The organism is Aquibium microcysteis, assembly GCF_014495845.1.
Lineage (GTDB): Bacteria > Pseudomonadota > Alphaproteobacteria > Rhizobiales > Rhizobiaceae > Aquibium > Aquibium microcysteis.
Genome location: NZ_CP061080.1, coordinates 3,133,214 through 3,158,885, shown reverse-complemented (window position 1 = coordinate 3,158,885; position 25,672 = coordinate 3,133,214). Strand labels below are relative to the sequence as shown.

The following is a 25,672-nucleotide window of genomic DNA, read 5'->3' as shown; positions in this document are numbered from 1 at the left end:
CGTTGCCATTTTACGATTGAACTTCACGGTGCCGTTTCACCCGTTTCAGTGCCGTTTCACTGCCGCAGAGCGGCCCGCGCCTGGGCGACTCGACGATTGTGCTCGACGTCGTCGTTTCGGACGTAGCCCAACGTGGTCTTGGCGTTGGTGTGCCCAGCAAGTTTCCGGGCAGCATCAACGCTTCCGGTAGCTTCCTCGGCTTCCGAAATCGCGCCAGCCCGGGCGTCCATGGACCATATGCCCTTCGGCACGCCGGCCTTGTCCGCGATGTCCCGCCAGTCCGTGTAGTAGTAGTTGTCCCGGTACGGGAACCCGGTCGTCTCGGAAACGATCAGCGGCCCCATCTTCGGGAGCCTTGCGTGGGAGAGCACCCACATGACCAACGGGCAAGCCGTTAGGTCATGGCTCGTCGCCACCTTGTTGCGGCTGGTCACGGGCACAGTCAGGACCATGTCGGCAGAGATGTCGGCAGCGGTCAGTCCTCGCCATTTCGTCTTGCCGCGGATGATCCCGCCGGCCTCGCCGGCGACGAGCGGCAACCACTCCCCGATGACATGGATGCGGCGCAGCGCCGTATCCCATTGGATCGCCTGCGTCAGTGCGATCGACGGACGGCCAAGCTCGATCGCCTTCTCGCAGATCGCCCTGGCGTGCTCGTACTCCATCTTCACGCGCCGGGTGTCCGGCGTGCTGAATCGGATGAGCGACAGGATCTCCCGGGCGTCTCGGCATCCGGCAAGTTTCTGCTCGCTGCCATAGGAGAGAGCAGACCGCAGCTTGCGGATCGCCCCATGGGCACGGCGCGTCATCCCCCCTTTCCCCCACTGCTTGTACCAGCGACGGAAATCATCACCGCGGAGCTCGACGATGCGTCGAGCACCAACCGTCTTGTCGATCAAGTTGAGCGACGGGTTGTAGTCCCTGATCTTCGTCGGATGCTTGAGCGCCTGATAGGGCGAGTTCTCATCCGTGCGATAGAGATGGATCAGCGACCTGATGGTGCCGTCGAAGTCGTGCTTCTTCGTCAGCCCCTCGAGTTCACCGCGAAGCTCGTCCGTCCAGCGACGGCAGAGGTCGGCGATCACTTCATCGCTGGTACCGTCTGCTATGGGCCTCGTGGGCAAGCCGCCGGGGGCGGCTTTTACTGCCCGGCTCGGGTTCCAGTAGTGAGCGTAGGAGCCATCGCTCCTCTTTCGCCCCTGATAGCCGGGTCTGTCCCGGCGGGTGCTAGACATCGAAGTTTTCCTCCTGTTCTGGATCGACGGCGTTATTGCCGTTGGCCACAAAAGATGAGATTTTTGCGCGGCGGTCAAAGTAGGCGTCGACGGCTCGCCGGTCCGTCTTGTTGACGAGAGGATCTCTGCGCGGGAAATCCCGCGTAGCCCGAAGGCGGAGGAAAGCTCGCTCGGTGAGGCCGAAATGATCCCTCAGCTGATCATCTGTCATGAAGCGGGGTGGGACCGCGCCGATGATGGGTGCACTGGTGGTCACTTCGCGTCCTCATCGTGCCTGGCCGCCCTTATGACGATCCGCTCATCGAGGTTGGCGGCGCGAGAGCGCGCGTTAGAACTCAATGTCATGACCTTGCCTCCAGAGCTGGTATCGGTCCTCGATCGTCCTCCAGGCGGCAGCCGCCTTGAGATCGTGGTCGAAAAGTTTCCGGCTCGTGACGCCGCAGCGATGCAGGATGATGGCCTTGGCGGTGTCCTTGCATTCGGCGCCGACGAACCGCTGGAACAGCTGCTCGCCGCAGCGCATGGCCGCGCGCCGGGCAAGATCGCCGCCCTTCAGCTCCGGCTCCTCGGCCACATTACTTTTTGCCTTCTCGTTCATGGCGACCGGCGGAGCATCGCCTTTGGGTTCTGCGACCTTGGGGCCGATGAGGTCGATCGTGACCGCATCATCCTCGATGGTCAGGGCGGCGCGGTCGTACCGGGCGGACGCGCCGGGGAGTAGCGCCTCGATAAGCGCGTCCCCGGCGAAGACGTGGCGGTGGATCACGATCGGCTCAGGCATTGCCCTTCACCTCCGCCATCGCTTCGTCTCGGGCGCGGTTGAGTTCGGCCATGGCCGCATCGGATCCGCGAGGCTGGTCAGGGTGCCGCAGAGTGGCGAGGCGCCGATAGCGGGCGGTGATCGCGTCCGCGGTCACCTTTTCGTCCGGCATCTCAAGAACCTCGCGCCACGGCCGCTTCCCGGCCGGCGCCGGCAGCGCCGCAAATCCTGTGAAGGTGGCGCGGACGATGTTGAGGCCGCCATGGCGCAGCTCGGTGCGCCGCGCCTCGAGGACGTGGTGGATGGCCTGGAGGTTGTCCTCGACCTTGGGGTAGCGGTCGACGGCGATGCAGACCGACAGGCTGTCCCACACGAACCAGACCGCGACGCCGGTGTCGGAGGGGCGCTCGCTGCCGAGCGTCACGTTGGACGAGATCACCAGCTGAGAGATCGGCTTGGCGCTGTCGGATCCGAAGTTCGCGAGCGAGGACCGAACGTTCTTCAGCGCGGCCGGCAGGTTCGTCTTGAACCGGGACGTCTGCTTGCTCTTGGTGCGCGGCATCATCGGCGGCCACGCGAGAGGGTAGGCGGTAGGAGCCATGTCAGATCACCAGGGTCAGTTTTTCGGAAGCGCGGGTGACGGCCGTGTAGAGCCAGCGATCGGCGTCCTCGCGGAAGATCTGGCTCTCGTCGAACACGACGACGTTCTGCCACTGCGACCCCTGGCTCTTGTGCCCGGTTATCGCGTAGCCGTAGGTGAATTGCTGGGTGCCCTTCAGGTCGTCATAGGGCAGCTTGGACGCCGCAATGTCGTCCTCGAAGAACTGCTGGCGAACCTTGACGTCGACCGGCTTGCGGTCGGAATCGCTCAGGTCGCACAGCGTCATCTTGATCAGGCCGCCGCGGGGCTTCTTGACGTCCGCCACCACGAAGGTCTCTCCGTTCGAGATCTTGCACTCCTTGTCGTTCTTCAGGCAGATCAGCGTCTCGCCTTCTCGCGGCCGGTTGCCGGTGAAGTTCTTCAGCTCGCGCAGCCGCGCATTGAACCGCTGGCGGGTGGTGTTGCGACCGACAAGGATGGTGTCGGCCTGAGGAACGACTGCCGGGTCGAGGCCTTCGCGGTCCACGACGGTCAGCTGCTCGCTCTCGTAGCGCTGGCCTCGGAACCGTCCTTCGCGGACGGCGGTAGCCAGTCGCAGGATCGGGTTCTCCGCCGCCTGGCGGTGGATCTCGGTCAGCATGTAGTCGGGCTTGCCGCTGGTGAAGAAGCCTCCGCCGGAGACCGGCGGCAACTGCGCGGGGTCGCCGAGCACCAGGATGGGCTTGTCGTAGGACAGCAGATCCCTGGCCAGCTCCTCGTTCACCATCGAGCACTCGTCGATGATGAACATAGAGCACCAGTCTAGCTCATATTGCGGACGCTTGAGCAGCGTCACCTTGCCGGTTTCTTCGTCGCGATCTGCGATGTAGATGGTCGAGTGGATGGTCTTCGCCTTGCGGCAGCCCTTGTCGCGCATGACCTTCGCGGCCTTACCGGTGAAGGCGGCGAAGGCGACCTTGCCGTTCACCAGGTTGGCAACCTCGTTGGCGATCGTGGACTTGCCGGTCCCCGCGTAGCCGGCGAGATAGAAGATCGGGCTCCACTTGATGCGCACCCAAGCGGCCGCCTTGGACAGGGCCTCGTTCTGCTGCGGGGACCATTTCATATGTCGCGCGCCTTCTTCCTGCCGTTGCCCATAGGGCGCTTCGGCCACCGGCTCTTGGGCTTCGTCCCGTCGCGCGGCTCTCGGCTCAGGACGCGACGCTGAAAATCTTCGTGCTCGGCGCTGAGCCGGGCGAGCTTGTGGATCTTGTGGACGTCGGACCCGGCGGTGGTGATGCGCTTCTCGCCGCCGGGTCCGAACGTCTTGGTCTTGTGCTCCTTGATCAGGAGCATGGTGATGTGATCGGGGTCGTTGGCCGGGGGTACGGTGTCCCCGGTCACGGGGTTGATGGGCCGCAGCTCGAGGGCCGGATCGTGGTCGAACTGCACCTGCTCGACGGTGAGACCCATCTTTCGCAGCGCAGCCAGGAGCTTGATCCTGTCCGGTATCCTCCTGCGGCGGCCCTCGCTCATGCCGCCAGATCCTTCCTCGCACCGTTGAGGAGGCCCGCCAGGATGGCGGCATAGCCCGTCTGCAGACTAAGGCAGATGACGCTGGTGTCGTCTCCGGACCGGATCTGCTCGGCTGTGACGCCGACGCGCGTCACGTATTCCTGGACGTGTCGATCGGCTCCTTCGCCGTTGACGATCGTAACCGTGGTGTAGTTCTGCCCCATGTCGTGGTGCTCCTCAGACTTCTGTCAGTTGCCGAATGGGTTCCCGGTTCGGCGGATACGCTGGAGGTGATGGCGGACGGTGTGCTTGGTCTCGTCATCGAAGTCCCTGTCGAGAACCCACTGCAGAAACCCCTCGTCCATCTCGGACCAGGGGCGGCCTTCGTACTTGCCGAAGCGAACCGTCTTCTGCAGGACAGGTGTGGTGGTGAGCGTTGTGAGTTGACCGGGGGACCTGCTCACCAAGAGCCGCGCCAGTATGTGGGCCGTCACGTAGGAATCCGGGCCTGCCCGGTGTGGCGGCATTGCAAGCTCCGGCCACTCGAACTCCCGGTCGATCCCCAGGAAGTAGCGGAGCGTCTGGTTTGAGAACGACGGCGCGTCCTCGCAAAGGTGCTGCGCGCAGATCATGGTGCAGATCCACGGGAAGGAGCCGCCGCCGAAGAACACGCGCTCGAAGGCGGCGCGATGTGCGGCGAAGATGTCGCCCGGTTCCATGCCGCCCATGAGGGTGCGGGTGGCGGTGGTTGGGTCCATGGCGCCGACGAGCATGTCGTCGCTGATGTGATGGACGCCGCGCGAGTCGGGCGGCATCGGGACCCCTGGATTGACGAGGTGGGAAACGGGCCGGAGAACCCGCAGATCCTCCGTCACGTCGGTCCAGCCGATCTCGCAGATGCCGGCGGGCTTTCCCTGCCGCCTGTCCTTGCCCGTGCCGGCGGTCTCGAGATCGACAACGCGAATTTTCATCTGGCCTCTCGCTTCAGTCCGGGTACTTGCCGACGTTCAGCTTCTCGATCCCGAGCAAGGACTTGACCTTGAAGACGAAGGCGGCGTGGTCGCCCATCCAGGACTTGCCTTCGGCCGCCGTGCGGATCGACCAGTCGGTTGCGTCGATGCAGGCCTTCAGGATCGGGTGCAGGTAGTCCGGCAGGGACTCCTTCCAGGAGGGGACCAGCTGCTTCAGCGTGACGCGGCGGTCGGCCGGGTCGAGCTCGTGCTCGTTGGCCACGCGAAGGACCTTGGAGAAGACCTCCGTCGCCTTCTCGACGTCCTCCTGCCTGACGGAGATGTCGGGGAGCTCCGGCGGCTTCTCCGGCAGGTCGGCCTTTTTCTTCTCGGTCTGCTCGTCGCGAGTGCTGCCGTCGTTGATGCCAGAGTGGCGGGTCTGGATGTTCGCGCCGCCCTCAGACCGGGACTCGACCGGCTCGCGCTCGCGCCGCTGCCTGGTGTCCGCGGTGGCGCCCGGGTTGTGCGCCAGCGCGGGGCGGCCGGAAGCATCGTTTTCGATCGTGCGGCCGCTGAAGGGATCGATCCGCTCGACCGCGGGAAGGGCGTTGAGGTCGAACAGCGCGTCCTGACGCTCGATGAGCGTCCGGATCTTGTCGTTGTTGATGGTGATGTACTTGGAGCCGCGGCGGAGCACGGCCTTCTGGTACATCTCGCCTTCGAAATTCCGCCACGCAGGGCTGTTCGGCGCCTTCGATGCGTTGCGGACGGACTGAAGCTCAGCCAGCGTCATGATCTCGCGGTGCATCACCCGCTTCTGGTCGTCCCGGAAGATGACGTAGGCCGCACGGGTCTCGCCGCGAGGCGTATCGGAGAAGACGTCCCAGGTATGGACCAGGCTGTCCGGGTCCGCGGCGTTGAAGCTGAAGGTGTCTTCCCTGCAGACGATCTCGCACACGATGTTGAAGACGGAGCCGAGCTCCTTCATGCGCTTCACGACGCCGTAGACCATCGGCTGGTAGTTCGCGAGGTGCGCCTGGGCATCCCTGTCCCAATAGGGGAGGAGCACCGCCTCCTTGCTGTCGGGCACGAGGCCGTCGGCAGCGCACTTCGAAATCTCGCGACGCAGCGATTCCGGCGTGCACTTCAGGATGTCGGGATTCTGCTGCACCGCGATCATGAAGACAGTGCGCAGCCGGTCGAAGGACTGACCGTTCTCGGCGAGGATGGGGGCCAGCTCGCCCCGCAATTCGTCGATGACTGCGGGGGCGCTAAGCGCGAGCGGGCTGTTCATACTGGACTCCTCGATTGTAGGACGGCATCAGCGAGTGATTGAGCCGGAGCGGGAGCTTCGGCGGCGGGGTCCACAGGGCCTCGGGCCCGTAGAGATCCATGTAGAAGCGATAGGTTTCGAGCGCGGCCGCCACGATGCGCTGGGCGTGCTCGAAGGCGCGGTCTTCCGTGTCCATGGACAGGATGAGCGGGACCATGCCGGCGTCGCGCCGCATCATCACCCACACCCAATCGACGCCCTCGGCCGAGAGGAAGGCATTGAGGAAGTCGGGATCCGGCATCTCGCCGAACACCTGCCACTGGTCGAGTAGCCTGCGGGCGGCGCGGTAGGCCTCGAGGTAGTGGGCGGCCTGGATGTCGTAGCACTCGTCGTAGACCTTGCGCGCCGCCGCCTCTTCGTCATTGCCGCCCTTGAAGGTGGTGAAGGACTTCAGGTCGACGATCAGCGAGCGCGTGCGGGTGCCGGCGGGCGGCAGGCCGTAGTCGAAGCGGGCCTTGCGCCGGATCCCGCTGGCGTCCGTGAAGAAAATCGACAGCTCGGCCGCGCCGTTGATCAGCGAGCCGGCCTGCATGACGGCCGCGAGCACCGGGTCGCGCTGCATGTTGGCGACCGCGTCCTCGATCTCGGTCACCTGGCGCTCAGTGAGTTCGACGTGGTTCGGGTGCGCCGCCTGCCATTCCCTGAGGATGTCTTCGAAGATCGGCGGACACTCCTCGATCTCCTTGGCGCGGGCGATCAGCTCCGGCTTGTTGCCGGTGAGCTTCTGCCCGTGCATGCGCAGGAAGGCCTTGATGTCGTCGGTGGTGACGAGGCAGCCCTCGTAGTCGCCGGGCTGCGGCGGCCTGGCGTAGCGCTCCTCGAATGCCGTCTTGCCCTCCAGCACCCGGCAGTGCCAGGCGCGGCCCCATACCAGGAACTCGCTCTCGATCTCCCTGCGCGGGCGCAGCCGGTCGTACTGCCAGTTGCACGGCTTGCGGGCGAGTTCCTTGATGGAGGTCGAGCCGAGCGCCGGATCGCCGTGGTAGCGCTCCTCGGTGAGGCCGAAGTAGATCCCGTCGGGCAGGATGCCCTCCTCGGGAATGATCTGAGGGGAGAGCCTCATGATGCGCCTCCCTCGGCCGGCAGCGCGTAGCCGACGTGGGCGACATGGAGGGCGTTCATCTTGGCGAGCGTGTTCTCGCCGGCCTTCACGACGAACCACTTGATCCCGTAGGAGCCGAGGTTTTCCAGCTCCTCGACGATCTCGGTGACGCCACCGAAGCCGACCGCGTGGGCGTGCGGGTATTCGCCCTCGCGGTTCGGCTCGACACCGCAGATGCCGTTGATCGCGGGGCTCATTCTGCGGCCTCCCGCATGGCAGCGGCGACCATGCCGTCCTCGATGACGACGCCGACCTTGCCACTCGAGTCGACGCGCTCGATCCAGATCTGCATGTCGTTCTCGTCGGCATAGGCGCGGAGCGTCGCCATCGCCTCGTCGTCGAGGAGCGAGCCGTCGCGCACGCGAATGACCCGCAGCCTGGGGTTCATGGCGCCGGCAACGGCGATCGACACGCGCAGCTGCTCGGCATCGCTGGCCTGGTTGAAGGGCACACCGTTGAGGAGAACGGCGTCCTCGGTCAGCTCGAGGCCGGCGACCGGGAGCTTGGCCTCGCGCACGGCCTTTGCCGCGGCCGCCTTGCGGTCGTCGATGGCCTTGGTGAGGCCGTCGCTGATCTCCTGCTGGCGCTTCGCCTCGGCCTCCAGGCGCTCCCGCTCGACCCGGCGATCGACATAGCGGTTGGCTTCCTCGGCGGTCGTGATGCGCTCGCGGATGGAGGCGGTGTCGATCGGTTCGACGTCATCCTTCACGCCGTCGAGCTCGTCATGCAGCTCCTCGATCGCCTGCTCGGCGGCCGCGATGCCGCCATTCAGGTCAGCGATGCGCTGCTCGAGCTTCCTGATGTCCTCCCGGCGGGTTTCGTTGGCCTCGCGCAGCTGGACGATCCTGCCCTGGATACTGGTGCGCCGCCGACGCTCCTTCTCGATGCCCTCGTTGTGCTCCATCGCGTGCTGGAGCTCGGTGAGGAGATCGGCGGCGCTGACACGCTCGGTCGGGGCGGACGCGGGCACCTGTATCGCCTCGATCCGAGCGGTCAGATCCCGCACCGTGCGGTTCACGTCGGTGCGAGCCTTGAAATCCTTGTCGTTTGCATCGTCGGCGGCCGCGAAGTCGAAGTCCGGGACCATCGCGCGCAGTGCGGTGACCTGATCGCGCGCCTTCATGCGGGAGAAGGCCAGCGGGTCGAAGGTGAGGTCGCCGAGGAAGCTCTTCAGCAGCTCGACGGGGCTGCTGTACTTCGCGCCGTCGCGGTTCTCGACCGTCAGGGTCGTGGTGAACTCGTCCTCGCCCTTCACCTTGAACTTCTTGGTGACGATGTATTCGCCGAGGTCGAGCCGGACGTAGCCGGAGTCGGCGCCGTCGCGCACCGGCTTGCTCTGGACGACCTTATTGCTGTCCAGCGCCCACCAGATGGCGTCGAGGATGCTCGTCTTGCCCTGGCCGTTGCGGCCGGTGATCTCAACGAGGTTCCCGTCGGGGCGGATCTCGACGGCGACGAGCCGCTTGATGTTCTCCGCGTTAAACTGAACGATTTTCATCTTACCGATCCTCGCTCAGGTCGAGGTACCGGCGCATGGCATGACGCGCGAAACCCCGATCGTCGTCCAGCTGGATGATGACCTCCAAGGCTGCGGCGATCCGGCTGCGTCGCTCCGACCAGGCCGCATCAACAATCGGAAATGGCGGACAGAGTGCGGACAGGGCTTCTGCGTGGGGCACGGGACTTAACTCCTGATGACGGGGAACGCTCATCATCATATACGCTAAAAACGTATTTACAACCCGAAAAGTACGCTTCTCTCGTATTTTTTCTCTTGCGGGGAGTTTGTGGGGTACCTAAAAAGAAAGCCCCGGCGGGGTGAACCGACCGGGGCCAAAGGCGACGAAATACAGGCAAAGGGGGCTTACTCCGCACTTGATGGCTTTTCAAGTGATTTCGCCGCCAGCGGGCTTTGAATGCGCAGATTCTTGCGTCTGCTCGGAGGTTCCCGGCGAGAAGTTGCGCAGAAAAAGATTGAAGCGGCGGTCTTCGTGGATTTGTCCCGCCCTGTCCTCTTCACCGAGGCCGTTGAAATCCCAAGCGGTCGCCGATTGCCAGTCTCATCGGAATAAAAGCGCGCGGAACCGTGGCCCATAGGACGCGCCGCCTTGGACCGGGCACCCCCCGGACGGCAAGAAGCGGTGGCCGTCGTCAGCAGGATGACAACCTGCCCGACGGTCAACGTGGTGGAGCCGAGAAAATCCACCGGTGGAGTCGCGGGGACAACGCGACGCCCTCCTTACGGGGGGAAAGGGATACGAGTACGCGGGGCGTCTGCCCTCTGCTTCGTCAGCAGCTTGGGGGCGGCGGCCGTCTCCAAGGCGGAAAGGGCGAAGCTATGGCCGCCCCTTCACTTGCGAGCAATGTGCCCGCATACCCTACCGATTATCCGCAATCGACTGAGCTCTACCTCGAAGGTTTCGAGCGACTGGTTGTCAGAAATGATCTTCACCAGGGCAGGATCGCTGAAGGGCACCCGCTGCAGGCGCTTGATCTGCGGTTCGCTCATCCCGTCGCTGACCACGTAGACGGTGTCGCTGCGAAGGATGTTCTGCGCGAGATCCACCAGAACACGATCCCCCGGATGGTATGTCGGGAACATCGAGTCGCCAACCACCTCCATTACGAGCGTGTTGGCAGGCGAAGCCCTTACTTCATGGCGAAGAAACGCCTCCGAAAGGACCCATTCCGCGACAACCTGATGGCCTGCCATGCTTTCCCCGCCGAGGGAAATTGCAACCTGATTGCCGATCGTGCCCTCTCCAGCTCCGACCCTCACGTCGATTTCCGGGAGGGCACCAGGCAGCGTCGGACGCCAGTGCTCGCGCGTATAGCCAGGCCCGTCAGCCTCCTGATCCGGATCAAAGCTGGACACGAGGGAAGCCCGTTTGAACTCCGGGCCGGCCAGTTGCCACACTTCTGCTGGTGTGATTGCGGGATCGCCGCGGCCGACCAGAGCCTTTTCGATACGGGCGACGAGTTCGCGATCGAGATACGCCCGCTTCATCTTGCCGGGGGTCGTGTAGTGCTGAAGGCTCGAAGCGCCGCCGAAGCCCAGGGCCTTGGCGAATGTGTCCATGGTGAAGTCCGCTCGCTTGTAGAGGGACTTCAATTTCTTCGCGGTGTCGGCCCTGGCATCCATCCTCGGAACATACGCGAATTCCGTATACGAAATCTGCATTGACATTTACGTTTCTCTCGTATTGGTTGGGACATCCCAATTGGAGAAGGAAGCGAACGTGAAACCCACCGTAGGCTCCAACCCAGCGGCGCGGGTCATTGGCATGATGGGTGGTCTCACCAAGCTTGCGCGCGCCATCGATGCACCTGTGACGACGGTTCAGGCCTGGAAGACGCGAGGGGAAATCCCGCAGCGCTATTGGGGAGGGATCTTCGAAGCAGCGAAGGCCACCAGCATCGATCTGAAGATTGAGGATTTTGTCGATCTTCCCGAGGCCGAAGAGCCGGCCGAGCAAGGGGAGACGGAACGCGATGCGCGCGGCTGATCGCAAATCGATGAACCTGAGGACACTCGAGCGAGAGAACGCCGTCATGACGTCCAGAGATCACAACGAAAAGACCCAGCAAGAACAATACGAAGACCAGCAGTTCCTGCGGGGATTCAACGAAATCAAGAATCACGAGAGCGAGATGGCCGGCACCAAGGGCGAGATAGGCCAGGCCTACAAGCGCCTGAAGGATCTCGGCTGGTCCAAGAAGGACATCGAGTTCGCCAAGACGCTCGAGGACAAGGACGTTGGCCAGGTCATCGCCGATTTCGAGCGCAAGATCCGCGTCGCGCGCCTGTTCGGCCACCAGCTCGGCCGCCAGCTCGAGCTCCTGGACAAGGACCGGACCCCACAGGAGGACCGCGCCTACGAGGAAGGCCTTGCCGCCGGCAAGCTGCGCAAGAGCGCGACGAACCCGTACCAGCCCGGCAGCAAGGAGTTCAACCGCTGGCAGGAAGGCTTCGCCGAGGGAACCAAGTTCATCAACGCCGACCTGTCGAAGGCCGTCGCTGACGCTGGCGCGGGCGACTGATCGATCGCCATGGGATATCGGGGCAACACGCGCTACCAGCAGAGCAAGCTGGACAGGGCCTTCCAGAAGGCTGATCGCGAGGCCGCCCTGCGCAAGCAGCAAGGTCGGTGCGCGTACTGCCTCGACCTCCTCAACTATCGGACCGTCACGCGGGATCATGTCCAGCCCCGCAAGCTCGGCGGGCTCGATCACCGCAGCAACATCGTCGCTGCCTGCGAGCCCTGCAACCGGCTGAAGGGTCACATGCCCTATGCCTTCTTCATGCGCATGATCTCCGAGCCGCGCCGCGGCGAGCCCATGGCCTACCGCATGGTGTGGGTGTCGCGGCGGCTCAATACCGCGCTCATCCGGATGGAGCGAAACCTCGACCGGTTCTTAGGGAGGGTGCGATGACTGTCGTCGCTTCAGGCTACGAGCGCCGCGCCAACGACCTCTACGAGACCGAGGCGTGGGCAACCCGCGCCTTTACGGACCGCTTCCCTGTCGAAGGGATGGCCGTGTGGGAGCCCGCCGCCGGCAATCACAAGATGGCGTTCGCACTCCGCGATGCGGGCGCGCAGGTGTGGACGTCGGACATCGCCACCTATGACCGCCAGCACGATCAGCTGTTCGATTTCCTGTCGGACCGCAAGGACCACGCCGTGTTCGATTGCATCGTGACGAATCCTCCATACGGCAAGGGGAACCGCGAAGCGGTCCGGTTCGCGAACAGGGCGCTCGATCGCTGCTCGGGAACGGTGGCACTGCTTCTGACGGCGAAGTTCGACAGCGGGAAGACCCGCAAGCATCTGTTCGCCGACAACCCCCGGTATGTCGCAAAGATCGTGCTCCTGGATCGCATCCAGTGGTTCGAGGGAGATCGCTTGGGGACGGAAGACCACGCCTGGTATGTGTGGGGCCCGAAGCCTCTCCTGCGCACGCCGCCGCGGCTGCTCTACGCGAAGAAGGCGGCATGAGCGCGCCGATCGCCGTCTTCCTCCACAACGCACCCGCCGAATTTCTGAGGAGCGCAGCATGAGCACTGCACCTGGCAGCTACTTCGTCATGGACCCGGGCCGGACCATGGGCTTTGCCTACTGCCTCGCCGGCGGGAGCAAGCTCAGGCACGGCACCTGGCGCTTCAACCAGCCGAAGGCGGGCGAGGCCTATGCCGAGTTCATCACCTACCTGAAGCGCACTCTCAGCGGCCTCAACGACCCGCTGGTCGGCATCGAGCTGATGACCATCGTCGACCACGGGCAGGACGGGAAGAGCGCGATCGACGCGCAGCAGGTCATGTTCTCGTCGGGCTGGCCCACCCACGCGCAGACCGTCTGCCACCTCATGGGGCTTCGGGAGCCGGAGTTCCTGGCCATCTCGTCATGGCGTTCGAAGACGCACGGCCTCACCCGGGCGCCCGAAACCATGAAGAAGGAGAAGCCGGCGGTCCGCCAGAAGTGGCTGAAGTCTAAAGCCAAGGAATACTGCGACCGCAACGGCTGGTCCTACAATTCCGAGGACGAGGCCGAGGCGCTGTGCATGCTCGACGCGCTTCGCATCATCCACGAGCCGAGCTACGCCTTCGACAAGGGCCGCTCCTACATGCAGGAGACCTTGCTGTGAGGGAGAGCGATGCGTGGGTGCACGGGCGGTCGTGCAGGCAGCACGGCGGGCATGCCTGCGACTGTGAACCCTTCATGAAGATCGACGAGTGGGTGCTGGCGAACGCCGCGGGCTGCGTGTTCGGCGCGGTGCAGCGGTTCCAGGCCGACGGCCCCTTCTACGGGATCACCGCTCACGGGCGGACCGGCCCGATGACGAACCTTCTCAATTGTCAGGCGCGCGTCGAGCAAATGATCGAGGTCGGGGTATGAAGCCTGGCCGCACCCCCTGCATCAACCCGCGCTGCAGCCGGACGGGACCGGCTGACGAGTTCCCGGGCGAGATGATCTGCGGCAAGTGCTTCCGCGCGCTGCCGGCTGAAGCCCGCGCCAAGCACCGCGGGTATTGGCGGGAGCTGCGGAAATGGGACCGGCGGATCCTGCGCACCACCGACGAGCTGAAGCGGGAGCGCATGCGTGACATCCGCGCCCGGGTCGCATGGCGTCTAGGCCTGCATTGGGACCGTGAGATCAAGGCGCCGCTGCTCGCGCCGGAGAAGCTGGTTGGGCTCGACACGTTCCTGCAGGAGGCGGGACTTTCGTGACGGCCGTGCGGAACGACCTCTCCTATAAGGACATCCTCGACCAGCTCAACGACAGGGCCGAGGAGATCGCGGCCGCCTGCATCCCAGACGGGAAGAAGAACGGGAACTACTGGCGGGGCGACCTCAACGGCAAGATCTCGGTCCACATCCGTGGCGGCCGCGTCGGCATGGTCGGCTTCTGGCAGGGGCAGGGCGGCAACGACAAGGGCGGCGGCAACCTCATCCACCTGATCGAGCTGGCCTTCGGGTGCGAGACGCATGGCGCGGCGGTGAAGCTGGCGAAGGAGCGATTCCTCGGCATCCGCAAGCGCGAGCTCACCGAGGAGGAGAAGCGCGCCTGGGCCAAGCAACAGGAGGAGTCCAGGCGGCGGGCTGAACAGCGCGAGCGCGACGAGAGCCAGGCGCAGGAGCGCAAGGTCGAGACCGTCCGGTCGATCTGGCAGGAGGCGAAGCCGATCGCCGGTACGGCGGCGGAAACCTATCTCCGGTCGCGGTCGATCGACATGCCGCAGTGGCCGGTATCGCTGCGCTTTCATCCGAGCGTGGCCATCAGTCCGGAGACTCCGCGCAGCCCCCGGCACATGGCGCTGGTCGGCGGCGTGCAGGCGGTCGACCGTCGGCTGGTCGCGCTGTGGCGGATCTTCCTCGAGCCAGACGGCAAGCCGGTTCTCGACGAGAGCGGCAAGAAGGTGAAGCTCGGCTTCGGGCCGGCGGCGGGCGGCGCAGTACGCTTCGGTCCGGTGACCGAGACCTTGCGGCTCACCGAGGGCATGGAGACCGCGCTCGGCGTGATGCTGCTCACCAAGCCCGGGGCGTCGGTGTGGGCGACGCTCTCCACCTCCGGAATGATCGGCTTCCAGATCCCGCCGGGCGTCAGGCGCATCGAGATCTATGCCGACGGCGATCGCCACCGGGAGAACAAGAGGACGGGAGGGGTGCTGCTGCCGCCGGGGATAGCGGCAGCGGAGAAGCTGAAGGCGAAAGCGGAAGAGGCGGGCGTGCAGGCCGTCGTCTTCCCGTCACCCGAGCCGGACGACTGGCTCGACGTGTGGCAGGCGAAATTCAAGGACGAGACGAGGCTCCGAAATGTCCAATACCTCTAGCAACGGCGCGCTTTCCAACCTCGCCATCGAGAAGGCGGTGCTCGGCGCCATCCTACAGGACGAGGAGAACTACTGGAGCGTGAACGAGGTGCTGTCGATGGACCTGTTCTCCACCGACGACCACCAGAAGATCTACGCCGTCATCCACGAGCTGGCGTCGGACGGCCGCGCCATCCGCGTGCCGATCGTGGCCGGACGCATCGGCAACATGAGCGACGGGCAGGACGCCGAGGTGTACCTGTCGATGCTGCTGCACATCGCGTCCAAGGAAGACGAGAAGGTGCCGCTGATCGACTTCGCCCATGAGCTGCGCTCGAGCGCGACCAGGCGGCGGGTGATCGCGGTCGCCGAGGGGATGCTGAAGGCGGCCAAGGACATCGCCTACGACCCACAGCAGATCGTCGACCGTGCCAACGAGCGGCTGGCCGACATCTCGCGCGACGCGCAGATCGAGTTCGAGTCGACCGTGTCGCAGACCATCCGCACCATCTTCGAGTCGGCGAGCAGCCGGGGCACCAACGACATCGCGCTGCGGCCCTGCTTGGTCGGGCTTGAGGAGATGGTCGGCTACTACCCGCCGGGCTCGCTCATTTTGTGGGGTGGCGGGCCGGGCAGCGGCAAGACTGCCATGGCCATGCAGCAGATGCTGTTCACCAGCAAGAACGACCCGGCGACGCTATTCGAACTCGAGATGGACAACATGTCGCTCGTCGCCCGCTCGATCTCGGGCGAGACCGGGGTGTCGGTGCGCGACATCATGCGTGGCCTCACGGAGAACCAGCTGGAACGGCTCCTCGAGGCAGAGCGGCAGTTCCAGGCGCGCCGGCTGCGCATCGTGTCTCCGTCGAAGATGTCGATCCAGCAGATCCGCAGCCGCGCCTACTCCCACCGCCGCAAGTTCGGCCTGCGCATGCTCGTCGTCGATCACCTGAAGCTGGTGGAGCGGCCGTCGAAGTACCGCATGGACCCGGTTGAGCGCGCATATGAGAACGCCCGCGACCTGAAGAGCCTGGCCAAGGATCTCGGCTGCGTCGTCGTCGCGCTCTGCCAGTTCACCAAGTCGGCACGCCAGAAGGAGATCCCCGAGCCCGAGATGGAGGACTTCTACGGCGGTTCGCTCGAAGAGCACGCCGACATCATGCTCGCCAACTTCAACCGGAACGACTGGCTGAAGCGCAACCCTCCTCGCACCAACCAGGGCAAGGCGAAGGAGGATTGGGACGACAAGCTCGCGATCTCGGCCGGCAAGATCGAGGTCTACAAGCTGAAGGACCGCTTCGGCACGCCGCGCGACCGCAAGGTCTTCCATTGGAATGGCAAGCTCACGCTCTTTCAGGACTACGAGACCGTCCAGACCTCGATGATGGACGAGCTCGCGGCCGCGAATTTCTAGGAGGTGAAGGTGAATCAGTTCGAGGGGTACACGAAGGAAACGCTTGGCGGCCATCGGGCGATGGTGCGCACGGCCCGAGATGCCGAGGCCAAGCCGATCCTGTGCAAGGGCGGCAAGCCGCGGATTTTCAAGACCGAGGTCGAGGCGTGGCGCGCTGTGTGCGAAAGCCTGACCCGCTACATCAACGGTCATCTGCTCCGCTATGGCGAGGTGGCAGGGCGCGCCGCCGAGAAGGCCGAGAGCATGTTCCCGACGCTGAAGAGCGGCCGCAACGAAAGGCGCGTCGAGGTGACGCGCAAGGGGGGCCGGCGTGGGTGCATGGGCTAAGGACAAGGCCGCTCCCAGGCACCCGGAGCGCGTCCTCTACACGGTGTGGGCGCTGTGGATCGTCGGGCTGTCCGAGCCGGTGATCGGGCGCGCGGTGGCGCGGAGCCGCAAGCAGATTTCGGGCATCGTTTCGCGGTCGCCGTACCCGAACCGCTCGGCGATGACGATCGAGGAGCGCCAGCGGTGCCTGGACCTGCTTCTGAAGATCCGTATGGGCGACGATGGCAAGCCCATCGACAGCGGCCTGCTGGACCACATTCCGCGCCAGGTCATGGAGCTGCGGAAGAACCAGAAGAAGAGGGGCAAGCGATGAGGAGTTCTCAGCTGCAGGCGCTGCACGAAAAGCTGAAGGCCGCCGAGCAGGCGACGACCGATGCCAGAAGTGCGGCCGTAGCGATACCGAATTCCAAAGAGGGCGGGCGCGAGGGAAGGGGCAGCGGCAACGTGCTCGTCTACATCGACCGCCCTCTGGTCGTGAACGAGCATGCGGGGCCGCTAGAGTTCCTGGTGTCGCGCAACGAGCTCGAGATCCTGGCCGATCAGCCGGGCATGGGCGCCGTGCGCTTTCACACCGCGCTTCGGTTCCGCGACCTGATGGCTGGTTCGCAGGTGAAGGGGTTCCAGTCGCCGGACTGGTCGAGTGTCGGCGGGGGAGGCGGAGGAGGTGGTGCTTGCAACGTGCGCGCCCACCAGATCGACTGCATGCTGCGGCTCGGAAGGATCCGCGACGCTATGCGCAAGCCGTGGATGTTCCAGCTGCTCGAGCGGATCGTCTTCCACGACGAGTGGCTGGACCTCTTCCCTGAGAGCGACCCGGATCCGAAGAAGCGGGGCCGGAAGGCGAGGGCGCGGCAGCAGACGGTGCTGTCGCTGCACTATGTGCTGGACGTGGCCGGGACGGCGCTCGGCCTCATCACGGCAGAGGCGGTCAGGCGGCGTTGGAGGTCCGGTGAGCCATCCCCTGCGCGACCAGTTCGTCGTCGTATTCGGGCGACCAAGGTTTGAGCCCGACCCGCACGGCCGACATAGCAAGGCGCTCGGAGACCATGAGGTCCCGGGCGCCGGTGTTCGTCGAGGAGGCGGTGCGGGCATTTTTGATACCGATCAGCTCGGCACCGGCGGCAACCTGCCGGCTGTTGAATCCCATCCGCGCCAGCCACACGCGGAAATCGGGGATGCTGCTTTTCATCGTTCTTGGCATTGCTCGGTGGTCTCCTCTGCGATTCTGAAGTTCTCGTCGCTGGCCAGCATGAGCCGGGCCAGGACGTGGACGGAGTGGGGGATGTCCTGTTCGCCATCGAGCCACTTCATCACGCGATGCTGCGGCACGCCGGCAATCTCGGCGAAATAGGTGACGGTGACGTCGAGCGTTTCGAGCATCACCGCCAGCTCGGCGCCCGTCAGCCGGCGGTAGCCGCCGGCTTTGCGAGTGTCGACGGTGCGGCTGTCGTAGAGGCGGAGCACCGCCTCCATCGCAGCCACATGGGCCTCGCGCTCCGTATCGAACACCGCGGGTCGATCGCCGTGCCGGACCATGTCGGGGACCAGGCCGGGCAGGGCGAACTGCCCCGCGAACTTGTCGCCGCGGGGGACCGCTTTGCAGATGAGGCGGGATGCTGGTTTCGATGACACGGGGACTCCTCAATACCGGATGCTGCGCTGCGTTCGTCCGTCTTTCCACACCCGCATGATCAGCGTGTTCACGTAGGTGCCGACCTCGGCGAAGGAGGCGGGCGGGAGGTCTTCCCACACCGCATTCATCTTGGCCATGAGCCCGCGGAAGGCAATCGACTTGCGCGTCTCGCGGAACTCAGTGCCGGCCGACATGATGGCGACGAGGCAGCCGTCGTCCTTCAGGAACCGCAGGGCGTGCATGACGTGGTCGATGTCGCGCTCGCGGTCGAAGGGCGGGTTCATGACGACCCGGTCGTAGATGGGATCGGGCCTCACCTGCAGGAAGTCGGCGCAGGTGACCCGATTGTAGATGCCCTCGGCGCGGAGCTGGTCGGCGAGGTGCGGCTGGATCTCGATGCAGTCGACCTGGTTGTCCCAGCGGTACTCCTCGCGGTAGCGCTCGGCCCAATGCCCCCATTCTTTCGGGTCGAACCGCTTGGCGCATCGCCGGGCGAGGTTGCCAGTGCCTGCGGACGGCTCAAGGATGCGCATGCGCGGCATTCCTGCCCGTTGCAGGACGTGCGCCGCCGTAACCACCAGATTGGCCGGTTCGTCGGGGGTCGGATAAAAGCCGAAGTAGCGCGCCGGCGTGCTCTTGGCGTTCTCCGGAGCGAGCGGGTCGTCCTCCTTCGTCATGCCGTCGCCCAGCACCTCGCCATAGTGTGCGGCCAGGATCTTGTTGACCTTTTCGACCAGGTCGTCGCGGGTGAACCAGAGATGGGCGTTGCCGTTCTTGAATATGCGTACCCGGAAGTAGTCGCCCACGTGCAATGACTGCTTCGGTTCCCAGCTGCGCCTCTCATGATGGAGGATTCCGACGATGCCCGCGTAGCTTGCGCGCGCCGACTTTCCGTCGAGAACGAGGAAGGTCCGCTCGATGTCGAGCAGCATGTCGGTTCGGTCGCCATGACCTCGGAAGTAGCCCTCTCCGTTGACGAGGCCGTTGATGATGAGGCGGCCGCCGATCTTGAAACCGTCATGCGAGCGGAACCGGCGGTCGAGCTTGGTGAAGACGTTGACGATTCCGCGCCGGAAGATCGTCTCGGCCTGCGCCATGAAGTTCTCCAGCGTGCCGTAGACGTTATCGACCGTCACCGGCGGCAGCATCCTGTCGATCTCGTCCTGGTTGATCAGGGTGCCGTCGCGGTCGGTGCGCTCGGGCACATAGCGCATCTGGTCGCGCAGCTCCTTCTTCGCCTGAGCGTCCATCAGCTGCTCGATGCCGGTGGTCTCGATGACGTGCGACCAGACCGTGACGTCGATCAGCCGACGGGCTGTGCGCATGTAGCGGTCATAGTCAGGTAGCCGGACGGCATGCAGAAACTGCTTGATCTCCTCGGTCGTCTCGGACCAGGCACCGCTGCGGCCAGGCGCTGCGGCATCCCACAATTTGCCGGCGACGACGAGGGCGTCGTTGGCGGCGACGATCTTGGCGAAGGCGGCTTCGTAATGCTGGAGAGCCGCGTCCCGATAGGCGACGATCTGCTCGATGGTGTTGCGTGAAACGATGGCGTTCATGGGGGTCTCCTTGGTTGCCATGGTTGGCGGGGTCAGCGCGTCAGTCCGTGGATGGCGATGTCTTCGCGAACCTCTGATACGGTCGCATCGAAGTCGACGTTCATCGCGTCAGACCAGTCGAGCAAGGAATGGATCAGGTGCCGTAGGTCGGTAGCTGGTCCGTTCCCATCCTCCAGCAGAAGAGATTTCTGATGTGCGTTGATCGCTGCCTGCGCAGCTTGGATAGCCTTGGTTGGGCCGGTCGGCATGGTGATCTCCTTGTGGTGCCATGGATGGCGGGTGAAGGGCGTGTCGTTAGAAGGGAACATCATCTTCGGAAGACGGGTGCAGTGCTCTCCTCGTGCGCTCGGCAATGTCCTGTTCGGAGAGCGTGCCGCGGAAGGCGTCGATGAGTTCGGCATCGTTGACCGTGACGAACTTCTCGATCTTCGCCCTCGACAGGACGAACCTGCGCTCCGGCGGAAGGAAGGTGAGGCCATAGCGGTGGGTTTGGATCGGGCTGTTCCACTTCGGGGTGAAGAGCCATCGCTCCATTGAAAGGGCCTTCTGCGTGAACATCTCCTCGATCGTTTCCCTGGTGAGCATGATGGTCCCCGTGGTGGATTGTTGGCGGGTTGGTCAAAACTTCCAGCTCTTCACCGATGCGTTGCCGTGGTGGTCGAGGAGGCTGGTGTCGTCGGCGAAGACCCTCTCGTCCTTGGTCAGGCTTGTGGCCAGCGTGAACTGGTGGTCCGCCGTCACCTTGCAGCGCGACACCTCCATCTTGTAGTTGAGGAAGAGCGCCGCGCCCGCGCACAGCTCCAGCTTTGCCGCCCCCGGGTCGTCGAAGGACATGTCGGCCTTGATGGTGCGGTGGCAGGGGAAGGGGGCGACCTTGATCGCCGCCAGCAGATCGGTCGGCTCCCAGGGGCCGAGCCAGCCGGGCATGCTGTTGCGCCGGAAGGGGCATTCCTTGCAGGGTTCGGTCAGATTGGTGCGCATGGTCTCTCTTTCGTTGCCATAGGTGGCGGGGTCAGGTGGCGGGCCAGATGCGGCGGGCGCGGCGGAAGTCTGGCGACAGGATGTACGGCTTGCTGAAGGTACGCTTTCGCCACCGCAACCAGCCGGTTTTCGGCTTGCCCATGTTGACGCAGTGGCGGTCGACGAGGATAAGGCGTCCTGGCCGAAGGCCGCCCCGTGTCGCCCGGATGGCGCGCTTCAGATCGACCAGGCTCTCGCTCGTGATCATGTCCATGATGCAGCGGCGGTCGCGCCGGAAGAGACAGGCCGAATAGTACATCTCGGCGGGAGCGCCCTGGTTGGTCCAGGTGATCGTCATTCCTCGCTTAATCATGCCACCTCCGCCCGGACCCGCTCGACGCTACGCACCCGGATGTCCTCCGGGTCGCAGCGGTAGTTGCACTGCTCGTTAACGAGCGTGCGGACTTCGCGCCGCGCATCGCGGGCGCACATGTCCAGGTTGACGGACACCGTGACGAGCATGGTGACGAGCTTCCTTCGTCTGGCCATCGGCCTTCTCCTATGGGTTCATGATTGAGGGGGTGGGGCGGCGTGCGGCCGCCCCGGCAGGTTTCACACCCGCATGGGCATGAGGCAGTAGAGGACGCAGTCGTCGTCGGTGTCGGACACCAGCACCGGCGCACCGCAGTCGGCGAACTTGATCACCGCCTTGCCTTCGACGCGGGCCAACACCTCGAGCAGGTAGCCGACGTTGAAGCCGATCTCGAGCGGGGTCTCGTTCTCGGCCGCGATCGTCATCTCGGTGGTCCCGAACTCCGGATCCTTGCACGAGGCGCGCAGCCAGCCGTCACCGAGTTTCAGCCGGACCGCGCGGCCGCGCTCGGTGAGAATCGTCGAGGCCTGCGTCACCGCCTCGATCAGCAGGCTCGGCATGATCTCCAGCCGGTGGTCGTTGCCGGAGGGAAGCACCCGGGTGTAGTCGGGGAAGGTGCCTTCGATCAGCTTCGACTCCAGCAGCTCGTCCTCGCCGATGAGGAAGGAGATGCCCGTGTCGGTCACCGTCACCATGATCTCGGCCGGGCAGCCCTTCCGCTTCAAGAGCCGGGACAGCTCGTCAGTGGCGATCCGCGGGATGATGACGCCCTCGTCGGGCATGGCCTCGGCGCCGGCCGGCACGTCGATCTCGTAGCGGGCCAGCCGGTGGCCGTCAGTTGCTGCGAAGGTGAGTTTGGGCAGATGCGTGTTGGAGGGGTCGCCGGTCTTCGGGTCGAATGTGTAGCCTGCCCGCTGGACGACGTGCATGAAGGTGCCGTTGAGGTAGTAGCGCGTCTCCTCGGTGGAGACGGCGAAGGTGACCCGCTGCAGGATCCGGGCCAGCACCTCGGCCTTCAGGATGAAGGAGCAGTTCGACTTCTTCAGCCCCTCGCGGAACTTCTGCTGCGGGACGTCGTCGATGCTGGCCGTCGGCGTCGTGGTGACGTTGAGCTTGCCGATCGACATGACGACCTGGTCGCCGTCCACCGACAGGTTCACCGTCCGGGCGGCCTTCGCCTTCTTCAGCACCGCGAGCAGCTTGTGGGCGTCGAGGATGCAGGCGAAGCCCTTGTCGACCTGACCGGGGACGAAGGTGGTGAAGTACCGATCGAGGTCGGTGCCGCAGACCTGCGCCCCGCCGCGGCTGGCCGTGATGGTGACGTGGTCCAGGATGGGCAGCGTGTTGCGCTTGCCGGTGACCCGGCAGGCGTTGGTCATGGCGACGAGGAGCCGGTCATAGTCGAGCGAGGCGACGGCGGCGGCGACGTGGTTCATGGCGTTCATGGTCCGGTTCTCCGTTGGTTGCATAGTTGCGGGTGGTCAGGCGGCGACGGCCGGCTTCTCGAAGGAGCACAGCTCGAACTGTGCGCCGCAGAGGAGGGAAGGCTTTCTCCGTCGGATGGCTTCGATCAGTTCCTGGCCGACGGCATGGCCTGCCACCGGCGCCGAGGAGGCGGCGACCGTGACGGTCACGGTGATCTTGACGACGTGATGCGGCGCGTTCTTCTGGCATCCCATCGTCACCACCTTTCCGGCCTCGGTGACGACGCGGTTGAAGTACCGGTCGCCTGGCGCGCGGAGCGCCTTGTCGGCGGCGACCATGGCGGTGAAGATCGCATGGATGTCGGGATCGTAGGGCGCGCCGTTGTACTGGTTGTCGTCGATCAGAAGGTCCCAATCGACGTAGCCGATCACGCCAGGGACAAACGTCCAGTCATAGGCCTGTTCGAACTCGTACCCGTTCGCCTCCATGTGCTTGTAGACCCGGTTGCAGATGTCTCGGACTTGCATGCTGACCATGCGCATCCCGCTCGAGCCAATCGTCTCGAACCAGCCCTTCAGCGGCGCCCTATCCGCGTTGTGAATCATCCATTCCCAGGCGCAGAGCGCGCCTTCCACCTGAGCGTAGGTGTATTCGGTTCGGTCTCGGAACTTTCCGGGCAGGGTCTCCGCCATCGGTCTCTCCTTGCGCATGTTTGCGGGTACGAAAAAGCCCGGCGCGATGGCCGGGCTTGGTGGGTTTGCGATGATGGGCGGTCGGCTATTTCTTCCAGCCCCGCAGTTCGGCGATGCAGTCGTCGATTGCCTCGTGGATGGGGCGCCGCCGCCAGAGGCTGTCCTCCTCCTTGGCCTCAAGGCAGGCATGGAACGGCTTCTCCTCGACGTCGAAGACCTTGGTCATGCCCGCCAGCATGTCGATGCGGGTGGGCCGGTCGATGTCTCCGATGAATTGCTCGACAGGCCAGTCCCGCACGGCGAGATAGACATTGCGCGCCAAGGCGGGTCCGGCGACCGCGGCGATGATGATCGCAGCAAGCAGGGGGCGTCGCATGTCTTCCTCCTTCTATCAGGAGGTGAAGCTATGGGAGCCTGGCTACCGCGGTCAAGTCAGCGGCCGTAGGGCACGGCAACCAGGACGTATTCGCGCCCCTCAATCGCGATGGTCTCGAAGCTGCAGTCCATCATGTTGCAGAGGGAGTTGAAGTCGTCGGAGCGGCGGCTCTCTACCTTTGCGCACTGGAGATTGATGCCGTCGGCGTCCTCGTACTCGATCTCCGAGGCCTCGAGGTGCATGTCGAGGCCGCCGATGCGGATGTGCGCCAGCAGCCGCGCTTTCGGGTCGGCGTCGTCGCCGGTCGGCATCCACTCTACGGCATCGAGCGGGATCGTCGGCGGGTCGTTGCGGTGGGGCATGGCGGGTTCCTCCTGAAGGAATGAGGGGATCGGGATCGGCCAGCGCAGCATATAGCCCATGCCCGCCTGGCTCTGGATGGGGACGCCGGCCCGCTGAAGGTCGGCGACGTCGCGATAGATCGTTCGGGTGGAGACGCGGTGCGTTTCGCTGAGCTTCGTGGCGGTCAGCAGGGCGCCGGCATTGAGGCTGTCGATGAGAGCCCTCTGCCGTCGCCTGGTAAGGAGCTGGTCAGGCTGCATCGCCGACCTCCCGATCGTCGGCGGTCTCCTTCACGATGTTGTCGAAGGTGGGCATAGTTGGTCTCCTTGGTTGCCATGGGTGGCGGGTTCGACGATCGGGGTGGGCCAGTCGCGGTCGACGTCGTGCTCGAGCCGGATCGGGCGCAGCTGAATGCGGTCACCGGCGCTCGGACGTGTCGACCACGACGTCGCTCTCCGTGATCTTCACGATGACGGGCTCCTCATGGTCTGAGTCATAGGCCAGCACCCGAAAGACGCCGTCCTGCAGCTCGAGTCCGATCTCGCAGATCTTGGCACCGCCCTGATCGATAGCGGTTATCCAGATGGCATCCCGCTTCGATGCGTCGACGCACACATGGCAGTGGTCAGGCTTGCCTTCCGCTACGTCGAAGCTCAGGTCCGCCACCTGCCAGTCATCGAGGCGGAATGGATGCGACGAGACGATCTTCCGAGTCGCCTCATCCTTCAGTGCGTCGCCAATGGCGATCATCTGGTTCCTCCTTCTTCGGTGGTGGGGTGCGGGAGAACGGGAAGACCCTCCCGCAGGCTGCTTTGATGTACCCGTATTCGTCCGGGCAGTTTCGCTTCAGCCAGTCCAAGGCCCGGGCTTCGATTCCGGAAGGTTCAAGCAAGGACCGCTCCCAGACGTGGTCCCAGACGGCATCGTCGTCACGAAACATGCCGGCCTCATCATCATTCTGAAGCTGGTATTCCGAGCATTCCGAGCCGTTACTTTCGGCGATGAACCAGCCCAGCGGGGCTGCTTCGGTGTTGATGGCGTCGCGAAGGCGCTCCTGCGCCTCCTCGTAGAGGGCTTCACCGATCGTCCGTGTCATGCTCGTCTCCCTTCGTCATCTCGACGGCGATGCTGCTCTTTCTGTCGCTTCCGCGTTCATCGACGGCGAACCCGTGACTGGCGGCAACCGTTGCGGGATGCGCTCATCAGGCGTGACGAACACAATCGGAAATCGTACTGATGTGACGTAAGGCAGAGCCATGTCTGTTCGGAGTGACCGGCGATCGCGAGGAACGTCTTTTGCGCCTATCGATTTTTGTTGCCGCGCTTTTCGTGAGCGCATCGGCCCATGCCCAATCCCTCGTGGGGCGCGCTTCTGTGATCGACGGAGACACGATTGAGATTGCGGGCGAGCGGATTCGGCTTCGTGGCGTCGACGCGCCAGAGAGCGGGCAGCGATGCCAGGACAAGTCCGGTCGTGAGTATCGGTGCGGGCAGGTCGCAGCGAACGCTCTGGACGCCTTCCTGGCTCAGTCCAGGCCCGTCTCCTGCAGTTTCGTTGAGCGCGACCGCTACCGGCGCTTCGTGGGCGACTGCTACCGCGCCGACGGCAAGAGCGTGGCCGCCTGGATGGTGCGCAACGGGCATGCGCTCGACTGGCCCCGGTACAGCCGTGGCGCCTATGCCGCGGATCAGTCCGAAGCCCGACGGGTCGGCGCCGGCATGTGGCAAGGGCGGTTCGTCGAGCCATGGGAGTGGCGCCGCGGCGCCTGGTAGAATCGGGGATAGCTT

The 25,672-nt window shown here is 64.7% G+C and carries 40 protein-coding genes; 13 read left to right on the top strand and 27 right to left on the bottom strand.

Annotated features, from left to right (window positions below):
- Positions 1–56: 56 nt before the first annotated feature.
- The 13 genes from IAI54_RS14760 to IAI54_RS14700 form a co-directional block, all read right to left on the bottom strand.
- A complete protein-coding gene (locus IAI54_RS14760; RefSeq protein WP_187967928.1) occupies positions 57–1,085 on the bottom strand; it encodes a site-specific integrase in 1,029 nt (342 codons plus the stop codon).
- 142 nt (positions 1,086–1,227) lie between these two features.
- Positions 1,228–1,491 carry a hypothetical protein gene (locus tag IAI54_RS14755; RefSeq protein ID WP_187967927.1) on the bottom strand — a complete coding sequence of 88 codons (264 nt, stop codon included), beginning with the start codon at positions 1,489–1,491 and terminating at the stop codon, positions 1,228–1,230.
- Between the two features lie 72 nt (positions 1,492–1,563).
- Complete coding sequence (locus IAI54_RS14750; protein WP_187967926.1) at positions 1,564–2,016, bottom strand: hypothetical protein; 453 nt, start codon at positions 2,014–2,016, stop codon at positions 1,564–1,566.
- On the bottom strand, positions 2,009–2,596 hold the full coding sequence (locus tag IAI54_RS14745; protein WP_187967925.1) for a J domain-containing protein: 588 nt from the start codon (positions 2,594–2,596) through the stop codon (positions 2,009–2,011). The genes IAI54_RS14750 and IAI54_RS14745 overlap by 8 nt, the downstream gene beginning before the upstream one ends.
- Before the next feature lies 1 nt (position 2,597).
- A complete protein-coding gene (locus IAI54_RS14740; protein WP_187967924.1) occupies positions 2,598–3,701 on the bottom strand; it encodes an ATP-dependent DNA helicase in 1,104 nt (367 codons plus the stop codon).
- On the bottom strand, positions 3,698–4,111 hold the full coding sequence (locus IAI54_RS14735) for a hypothetical protein (RefSeq protein WP_235679056.1): 414 nt from the start codon (positions 4,109–4,111) through the stop codon (positions 3,698–3,700). Before IAI54_RS14735 ends, IAI54_RS14740 begins: the two co-directional genes overlap by 4 nt.
- Positions 4,108–4,314 (bottom strand): hypothetical protein, encoded by a 207-nt coding sequence (locus IAI54_RS14730; protein ID WP_187967923.1) that lies wholly within the window; start codon positions 4,312–4,314, stop codon positions 4,108–4,110. The genes IAI54_RS14735 and IAI54_RS14730 overlap by 4 nt, the downstream gene beginning before the upstream one ends.
- A 24-nt stretch (positions 4,315–4,338) precedes the next feature.
- Positions 4,339–5,061: an exonuclease domain-containing protein gene (locus IAI54_RS14725; protein ID WP_187967922.1), complete on the bottom strand. Its 723-nt coding sequence runs from the start codon at positions 5,059–5,061 to the stop codon at positions 4,339–4,341.
- 13 nt (positions 5,062–5,074) lie between these two features.
- Positions 5,075–6,334: a RecT family recombinase gene (locus tag IAI54_RS14720; RefSeq protein ID WP_187967921.1), complete on the bottom strand. Its 1,260-nt coding sequence runs from the start codon at positions 6,332–6,334 to the stop codon at positions 5,075–5,077.
- The gene (locus IAI54_RS14715; RefSeq protein ID WP_187967920.1) at positions 6,312–7,436 is read right to left on the bottom strand and encodes an exonuclease family protein; all 1,125 of its coding nucleotides are present in this window, start codon (positions 7,434–7,436) and stop codon (positions 6,312–6,314) included. The genes IAI54_RS14720 and IAI54_RS14715 overlap by 23 nt, the downstream gene beginning before the upstream one ends.
- Positions 7,433–7,672, bottom strand: coding sequence for a hypothetical protein (locus IAI54_RS14710; protein ID WP_187967919.1), 240 nt, complete (start codon positions 7,670–7,672; stop codon positions 7,433–7,435). Before IAI54_RS14710 ends, IAI54_RS14715 begins: the two co-directional genes overlap by 4 nt.
- Positions 7,669–8,973 carry an AAA family ATPase gene (locus IAI54_RS14705; RefSeq protein WP_187967918.1) on the bottom strand — a complete coding sequence of 435 codons (1,305 nt, stop codon included), beginning with the start codon at positions 8,971–8,973 and terminating at the stop codon, positions 7,669–7,671. Before IAI54_RS14705 ends, IAI54_RS14710 begins: the two co-directional genes overlap by 4 nt.
- A gap of 852 nt (positions 8,974–9,825) precedes the next feature.
- On the bottom strand, positions 9,826–10,662 hold the full coding sequence (locus IAI54_RS14700) for a S24 family peptidase (protein WP_235679055.1): 837 nt from the start codon (positions 10,660–10,662) through the stop codon (positions 9,826–9,828).
- Positions 10,663–10,714: 52 nt separating this feature from the next.
- On the opposite strand from IAI54_RS14700, the gene IAI54_RS14695 reads away from it, so the two are divergent.
- From IAI54_RS14695 to IAI54_RS14640, 12 genes are all read left to right on the top strand, one after another.
- On the top strand, positions 10,715–10,981 hold the full coding sequence (locus IAI54_RS14695) for a carph-isopro domain-containing protein (RefSeq protein ID WP_187967917.1): 267 nt from the start codon (positions 10,715–10,717) through the stop codon (positions 10,979–10,981).
- A gap of 46 nt (positions 10,982–11,027) precedes the next feature.
- Positions 11,028–11,516, top strand: a complete 489-nt coding sequence (locus IAI54_RS14690) for a hypothetical protein (RefSeq protein ID WP_187967916.1) — start codon at positions 11,028–11,030, stop codon at positions 11,514–11,516.
- Positions 11,517–11,525: 9 nt separating this feature from the next.
- The gene (locus IAI54_RS14685) at positions 11,526–11,909 is read left to right on the top strand and encodes an HNH endonuclease (RefSeq protein ID WP_187967915.1); all 384 of its coding nucleotides are present in this window, start codon (positions 11,526–11,528) and stop codon (positions 11,907–11,909) included.
- Positions 11,906–12,472 carry a hypothetical protein gene (locus IAI54_RS14680; protein ID WP_187967914.1) on the top strand — a complete coding sequence of 189 codons (567 nt, stop codon included), beginning with the start codon at positions 11,906–11,908 and terminating at the stop codon, positions 12,470–12,472. Before IAI54_RS14685 ends, IAI54_RS14680 begins: the two co-directional genes overlap by 4 nt.
- Before the next feature lie 58 nt (positions 12,473–12,530).
- A complete protein-coding gene (locus IAI54_RS14675; RefSeq protein WP_187967913.1) occupies positions 12,531–13,118 on the top strand; it encodes a hypothetical protein in 588 nt (195 codons plus the stop codon).
- Positions 13,119–13,192: 74 nt separating this feature from the next.
- On the top strand, positions 13,193–13,369 hold the full coding sequence (locus tag IAI54_RS14670; RefSeq protein WP_187967912.1) for a hypothetical protein: 177 nt from the start codon (positions 13,193–13,195) through the stop codon (positions 13,367–13,369).
- Positions 13,366–13,701, top strand: coding sequence for a hypothetical protein (locus IAI54_RS14665; protein ID WP_187967911.1), 336 nt, complete (start codon positions 13,366–13,368; stop codon positions 13,699–13,701). Before IAI54_RS14670 ends, IAI54_RS14665 begins: the two co-directional genes overlap by 4 nt.
- Positions 13,698–14,804: a DUF7146 domain-containing protein gene (locus IAI54_RS14660; RefSeq protein ID WP_187967910.1), complete on the top strand. Its 1,107-nt coding sequence runs from the start codon at positions 13,698–13,700 to the stop codon at positions 14,802–14,804. The genes IAI54_RS14665 and IAI54_RS14660 overlap by 4 nt, the downstream gene beginning before the upstream one ends.
- Positions 14,788–16,197, top strand: a complete 1,410-nt coding sequence (locus IAI54_RS14655; RefSeq protein WP_187967909.1) for a replicative DNA helicase — start codon at positions 14,788–14,790, stop codon at positions 16,195–16,197. The genes IAI54_RS14660 and IAI54_RS14655 overlap by 17 nt, the downstream gene beginning before the upstream one ends.
- 9 nt (positions 16,198–16,206) lie before the next feature.
- Positions 16,207–16,524, top strand: a complete 318-nt coding sequence (locus IAI54_RS14650; RefSeq protein WP_187967908.1) for a hypothetical protein — start codon at positions 16,207–16,209, stop codon at positions 16,522–16,524.
- Complete coding sequence (locus IAI54_RS14645) at positions 16,508–16,837, top strand: hypothetical protein (RefSeq protein ID WP_187967907.1); 330 nt, start codon at positions 16,508–16,510, stop codon at positions 16,835–16,837. Before IAI54_RS14650 ends, IAI54_RS14645 begins: the two co-directional genes overlap by 17 nt.
- 131 nt (positions 16,838–16,968) lie before the next feature.
- Positions 16,969–17,529, top strand: coding sequence for a hypothetical protein (locus tag IAI54_RS14640; protein ID WP_187967906.1), 561 nt, complete (start codon positions 16,969–16,971; stop codon positions 17,527–17,529).
- Here IAI54_RS14640 and IAI54_RS14635 read toward each other — a convergent pair.
- The 14 genes from IAI54_RS14635 to IAI54_RS14570 all read right to left on the bottom strand — a co-directional run bounded on the left by IAI54_RS14635 (position 17,453) and on the right by IAI54_RS14570 (position 24,980).
- The gene (locus IAI54_RS14635; protein ID WP_187967905.1) at positions 17,453–17,713 is read right to left on the bottom strand and encodes a hypothetical protein; all 261 of its coding nucleotides are present in this window, start codon (positions 17,711–17,713) and stop codon (positions 17,453–17,455) included. The genes IAI54_RS14640 and IAI54_RS14635 overlap by 77 nt on opposite strands.
- Positions 17,710–18,156 (bottom strand): hypothetical protein, encoded by a 447-nt coding sequence (locus IAI54_RS14630; RefSeq protein ID WP_187967904.1) that lies wholly within the window; start codon positions 18,154–18,156, stop codon positions 17,710–17,712. Before IAI54_RS14630 ends, IAI54_RS14635 begins: the two co-directional genes overlap by 4 nt.
- A gap of 9 nt (positions 18,157–18,165) precedes the next feature.
- Entirely contained in the window at positions 18,166–19,716 is a 1,551-nt protein-coding gene (locus tag IAI54_RS14625; protein ID WP_187967903.1) for a DUF4942 domain-containing protein, read from the bottom strand.
- A 32-nt stretch (positions 19,717–19,748) separates the two neighbouring features.
- Positions 19,749–19,964: a hypothetical protein gene (locus IAI54_RS14620; protein ID WP_187967902.1), complete on the bottom strand. Its 216-nt coding sequence runs from the start codon at positions 19,962–19,964 to the stop codon at positions 19,749–19,751.
- Positions 19,965–20,010: 46 nt separating this feature from the next.
- Positions 20,011–20,301: a hypothetical protein gene (locus IAI54_RS14615; RefSeq protein ID WP_187967901.1), complete on the bottom strand. Its 291-nt coding sequence runs from the start codon at positions 20,299–20,301 to the stop codon at positions 20,011–20,013.
- A gap of 33 nt (positions 20,302–20,334) precedes the next feature.
- Positions 20,335–20,697: a hypothetical protein gene (locus IAI54_RS14610; protein WP_187967900.1), complete on the bottom strand. Its 363-nt coding sequence runs from the start codon at positions 20,695–20,697 to the stop codon at positions 20,335–20,337.
- Positions 20,698–20,728: 31 nt separating this feature from the next.
- A complete protein-coding gene (locus IAI54_RS14605; protein ID WP_187967899.1) occupies positions 20,729–21,049 on the bottom strand; it encodes a hypothetical protein in 321 nt (106 codons plus the stop codon).
- Positions 21,046–21,225, bottom strand: coding sequence for a hypothetical protein (locus IAI54_RS14600; RefSeq protein WP_187967898.1), 180 nt, complete (start codon positions 21,223–21,225; stop codon positions 21,046–21,048). Before IAI54_RS14600 ends, IAI54_RS14605 begins: the two co-directional genes overlap by 4 nt.
- 63 nt (positions 21,226–21,288) lie before the next feature.
- Positions 21,289–22,494: a DNA polymerase III subunit beta gene (dnaN, locus tag IAI54_RS14595; protein WP_187967897.1), complete on the bottom strand. Its 1,206-nt coding sequence runs from the start codon at positions 22,492–22,494 to the stop codon at positions 21,289–21,291.
- A 36-nt stretch (positions 22,495–22,530) separates the two neighbouring features.
- A complete protein-coding gene (locus tag IAI54_RS14590) occupies positions 22,531–23,166 on the bottom strand; it encodes a hypothetical protein (protein WP_187967896.1) in 636 nt (211 codons plus the stop codon).
- A gap of 85 nt (positions 23,167–23,251) precedes the next feature.
- Complete coding sequence (locus tag IAI54_RS14585; RefSeq protein WP_187967895.1) at positions 23,252–23,542, bottom strand: hypothetical protein; 291 nt, start codon at positions 23,540–23,542, stop codon at positions 23,252–23,254.
- Between the two features lie 56 nt (positions 23,543–23,598).
- Positions 23,599–24,144, bottom strand: coding sequence for an HTH domain-containing protein (locus IAI54_RS29305; protein WP_187967894.1), 546 nt, complete (start codon positions 24,142–24,144; stop codon positions 23,599–23,601).
- Positions 24,145–24,301: 157 nt separating this feature from the next.
- Complete coding sequence (locus tag IAI54_RS14575; RefSeq protein WP_187967893.1) at positions 24,302–24,634, bottom strand: hypothetical protein; 333 nt, start codon at positions 24,632–24,634, stop codon at positions 24,302–24,304.
- A complete protein-coding gene (locus IAI54_RS14570) occupies positions 24,603–24,980 on the bottom strand; it encodes a hypothetical protein (protein WP_187967892.1) in 378 nt (125 codons plus the stop codon). Before IAI54_RS14570 ends, IAI54_RS14575 begins: the two co-directional genes overlap by 32 nt.
- A 173-nt stretch (positions 24,981–25,153) precedes the next feature.
- Between IAI54_RS14570 and IAI54_RS14565 the strand changes: the two genes are divergently transcribed.
- Positions 25,154–25,657 carry a thermonuclease family protein gene (locus IAI54_RS14565; RefSeq protein WP_338021459.1) on the top strand — a complete coding sequence of 168 codons (504 nt, stop codon included), beginning with the start codon at positions 25,154–25,156 and terminating at the stop codon, positions 25,655–25,657.
- Positions 25,658–25,672: the final 15 nt, after the last annotated feature.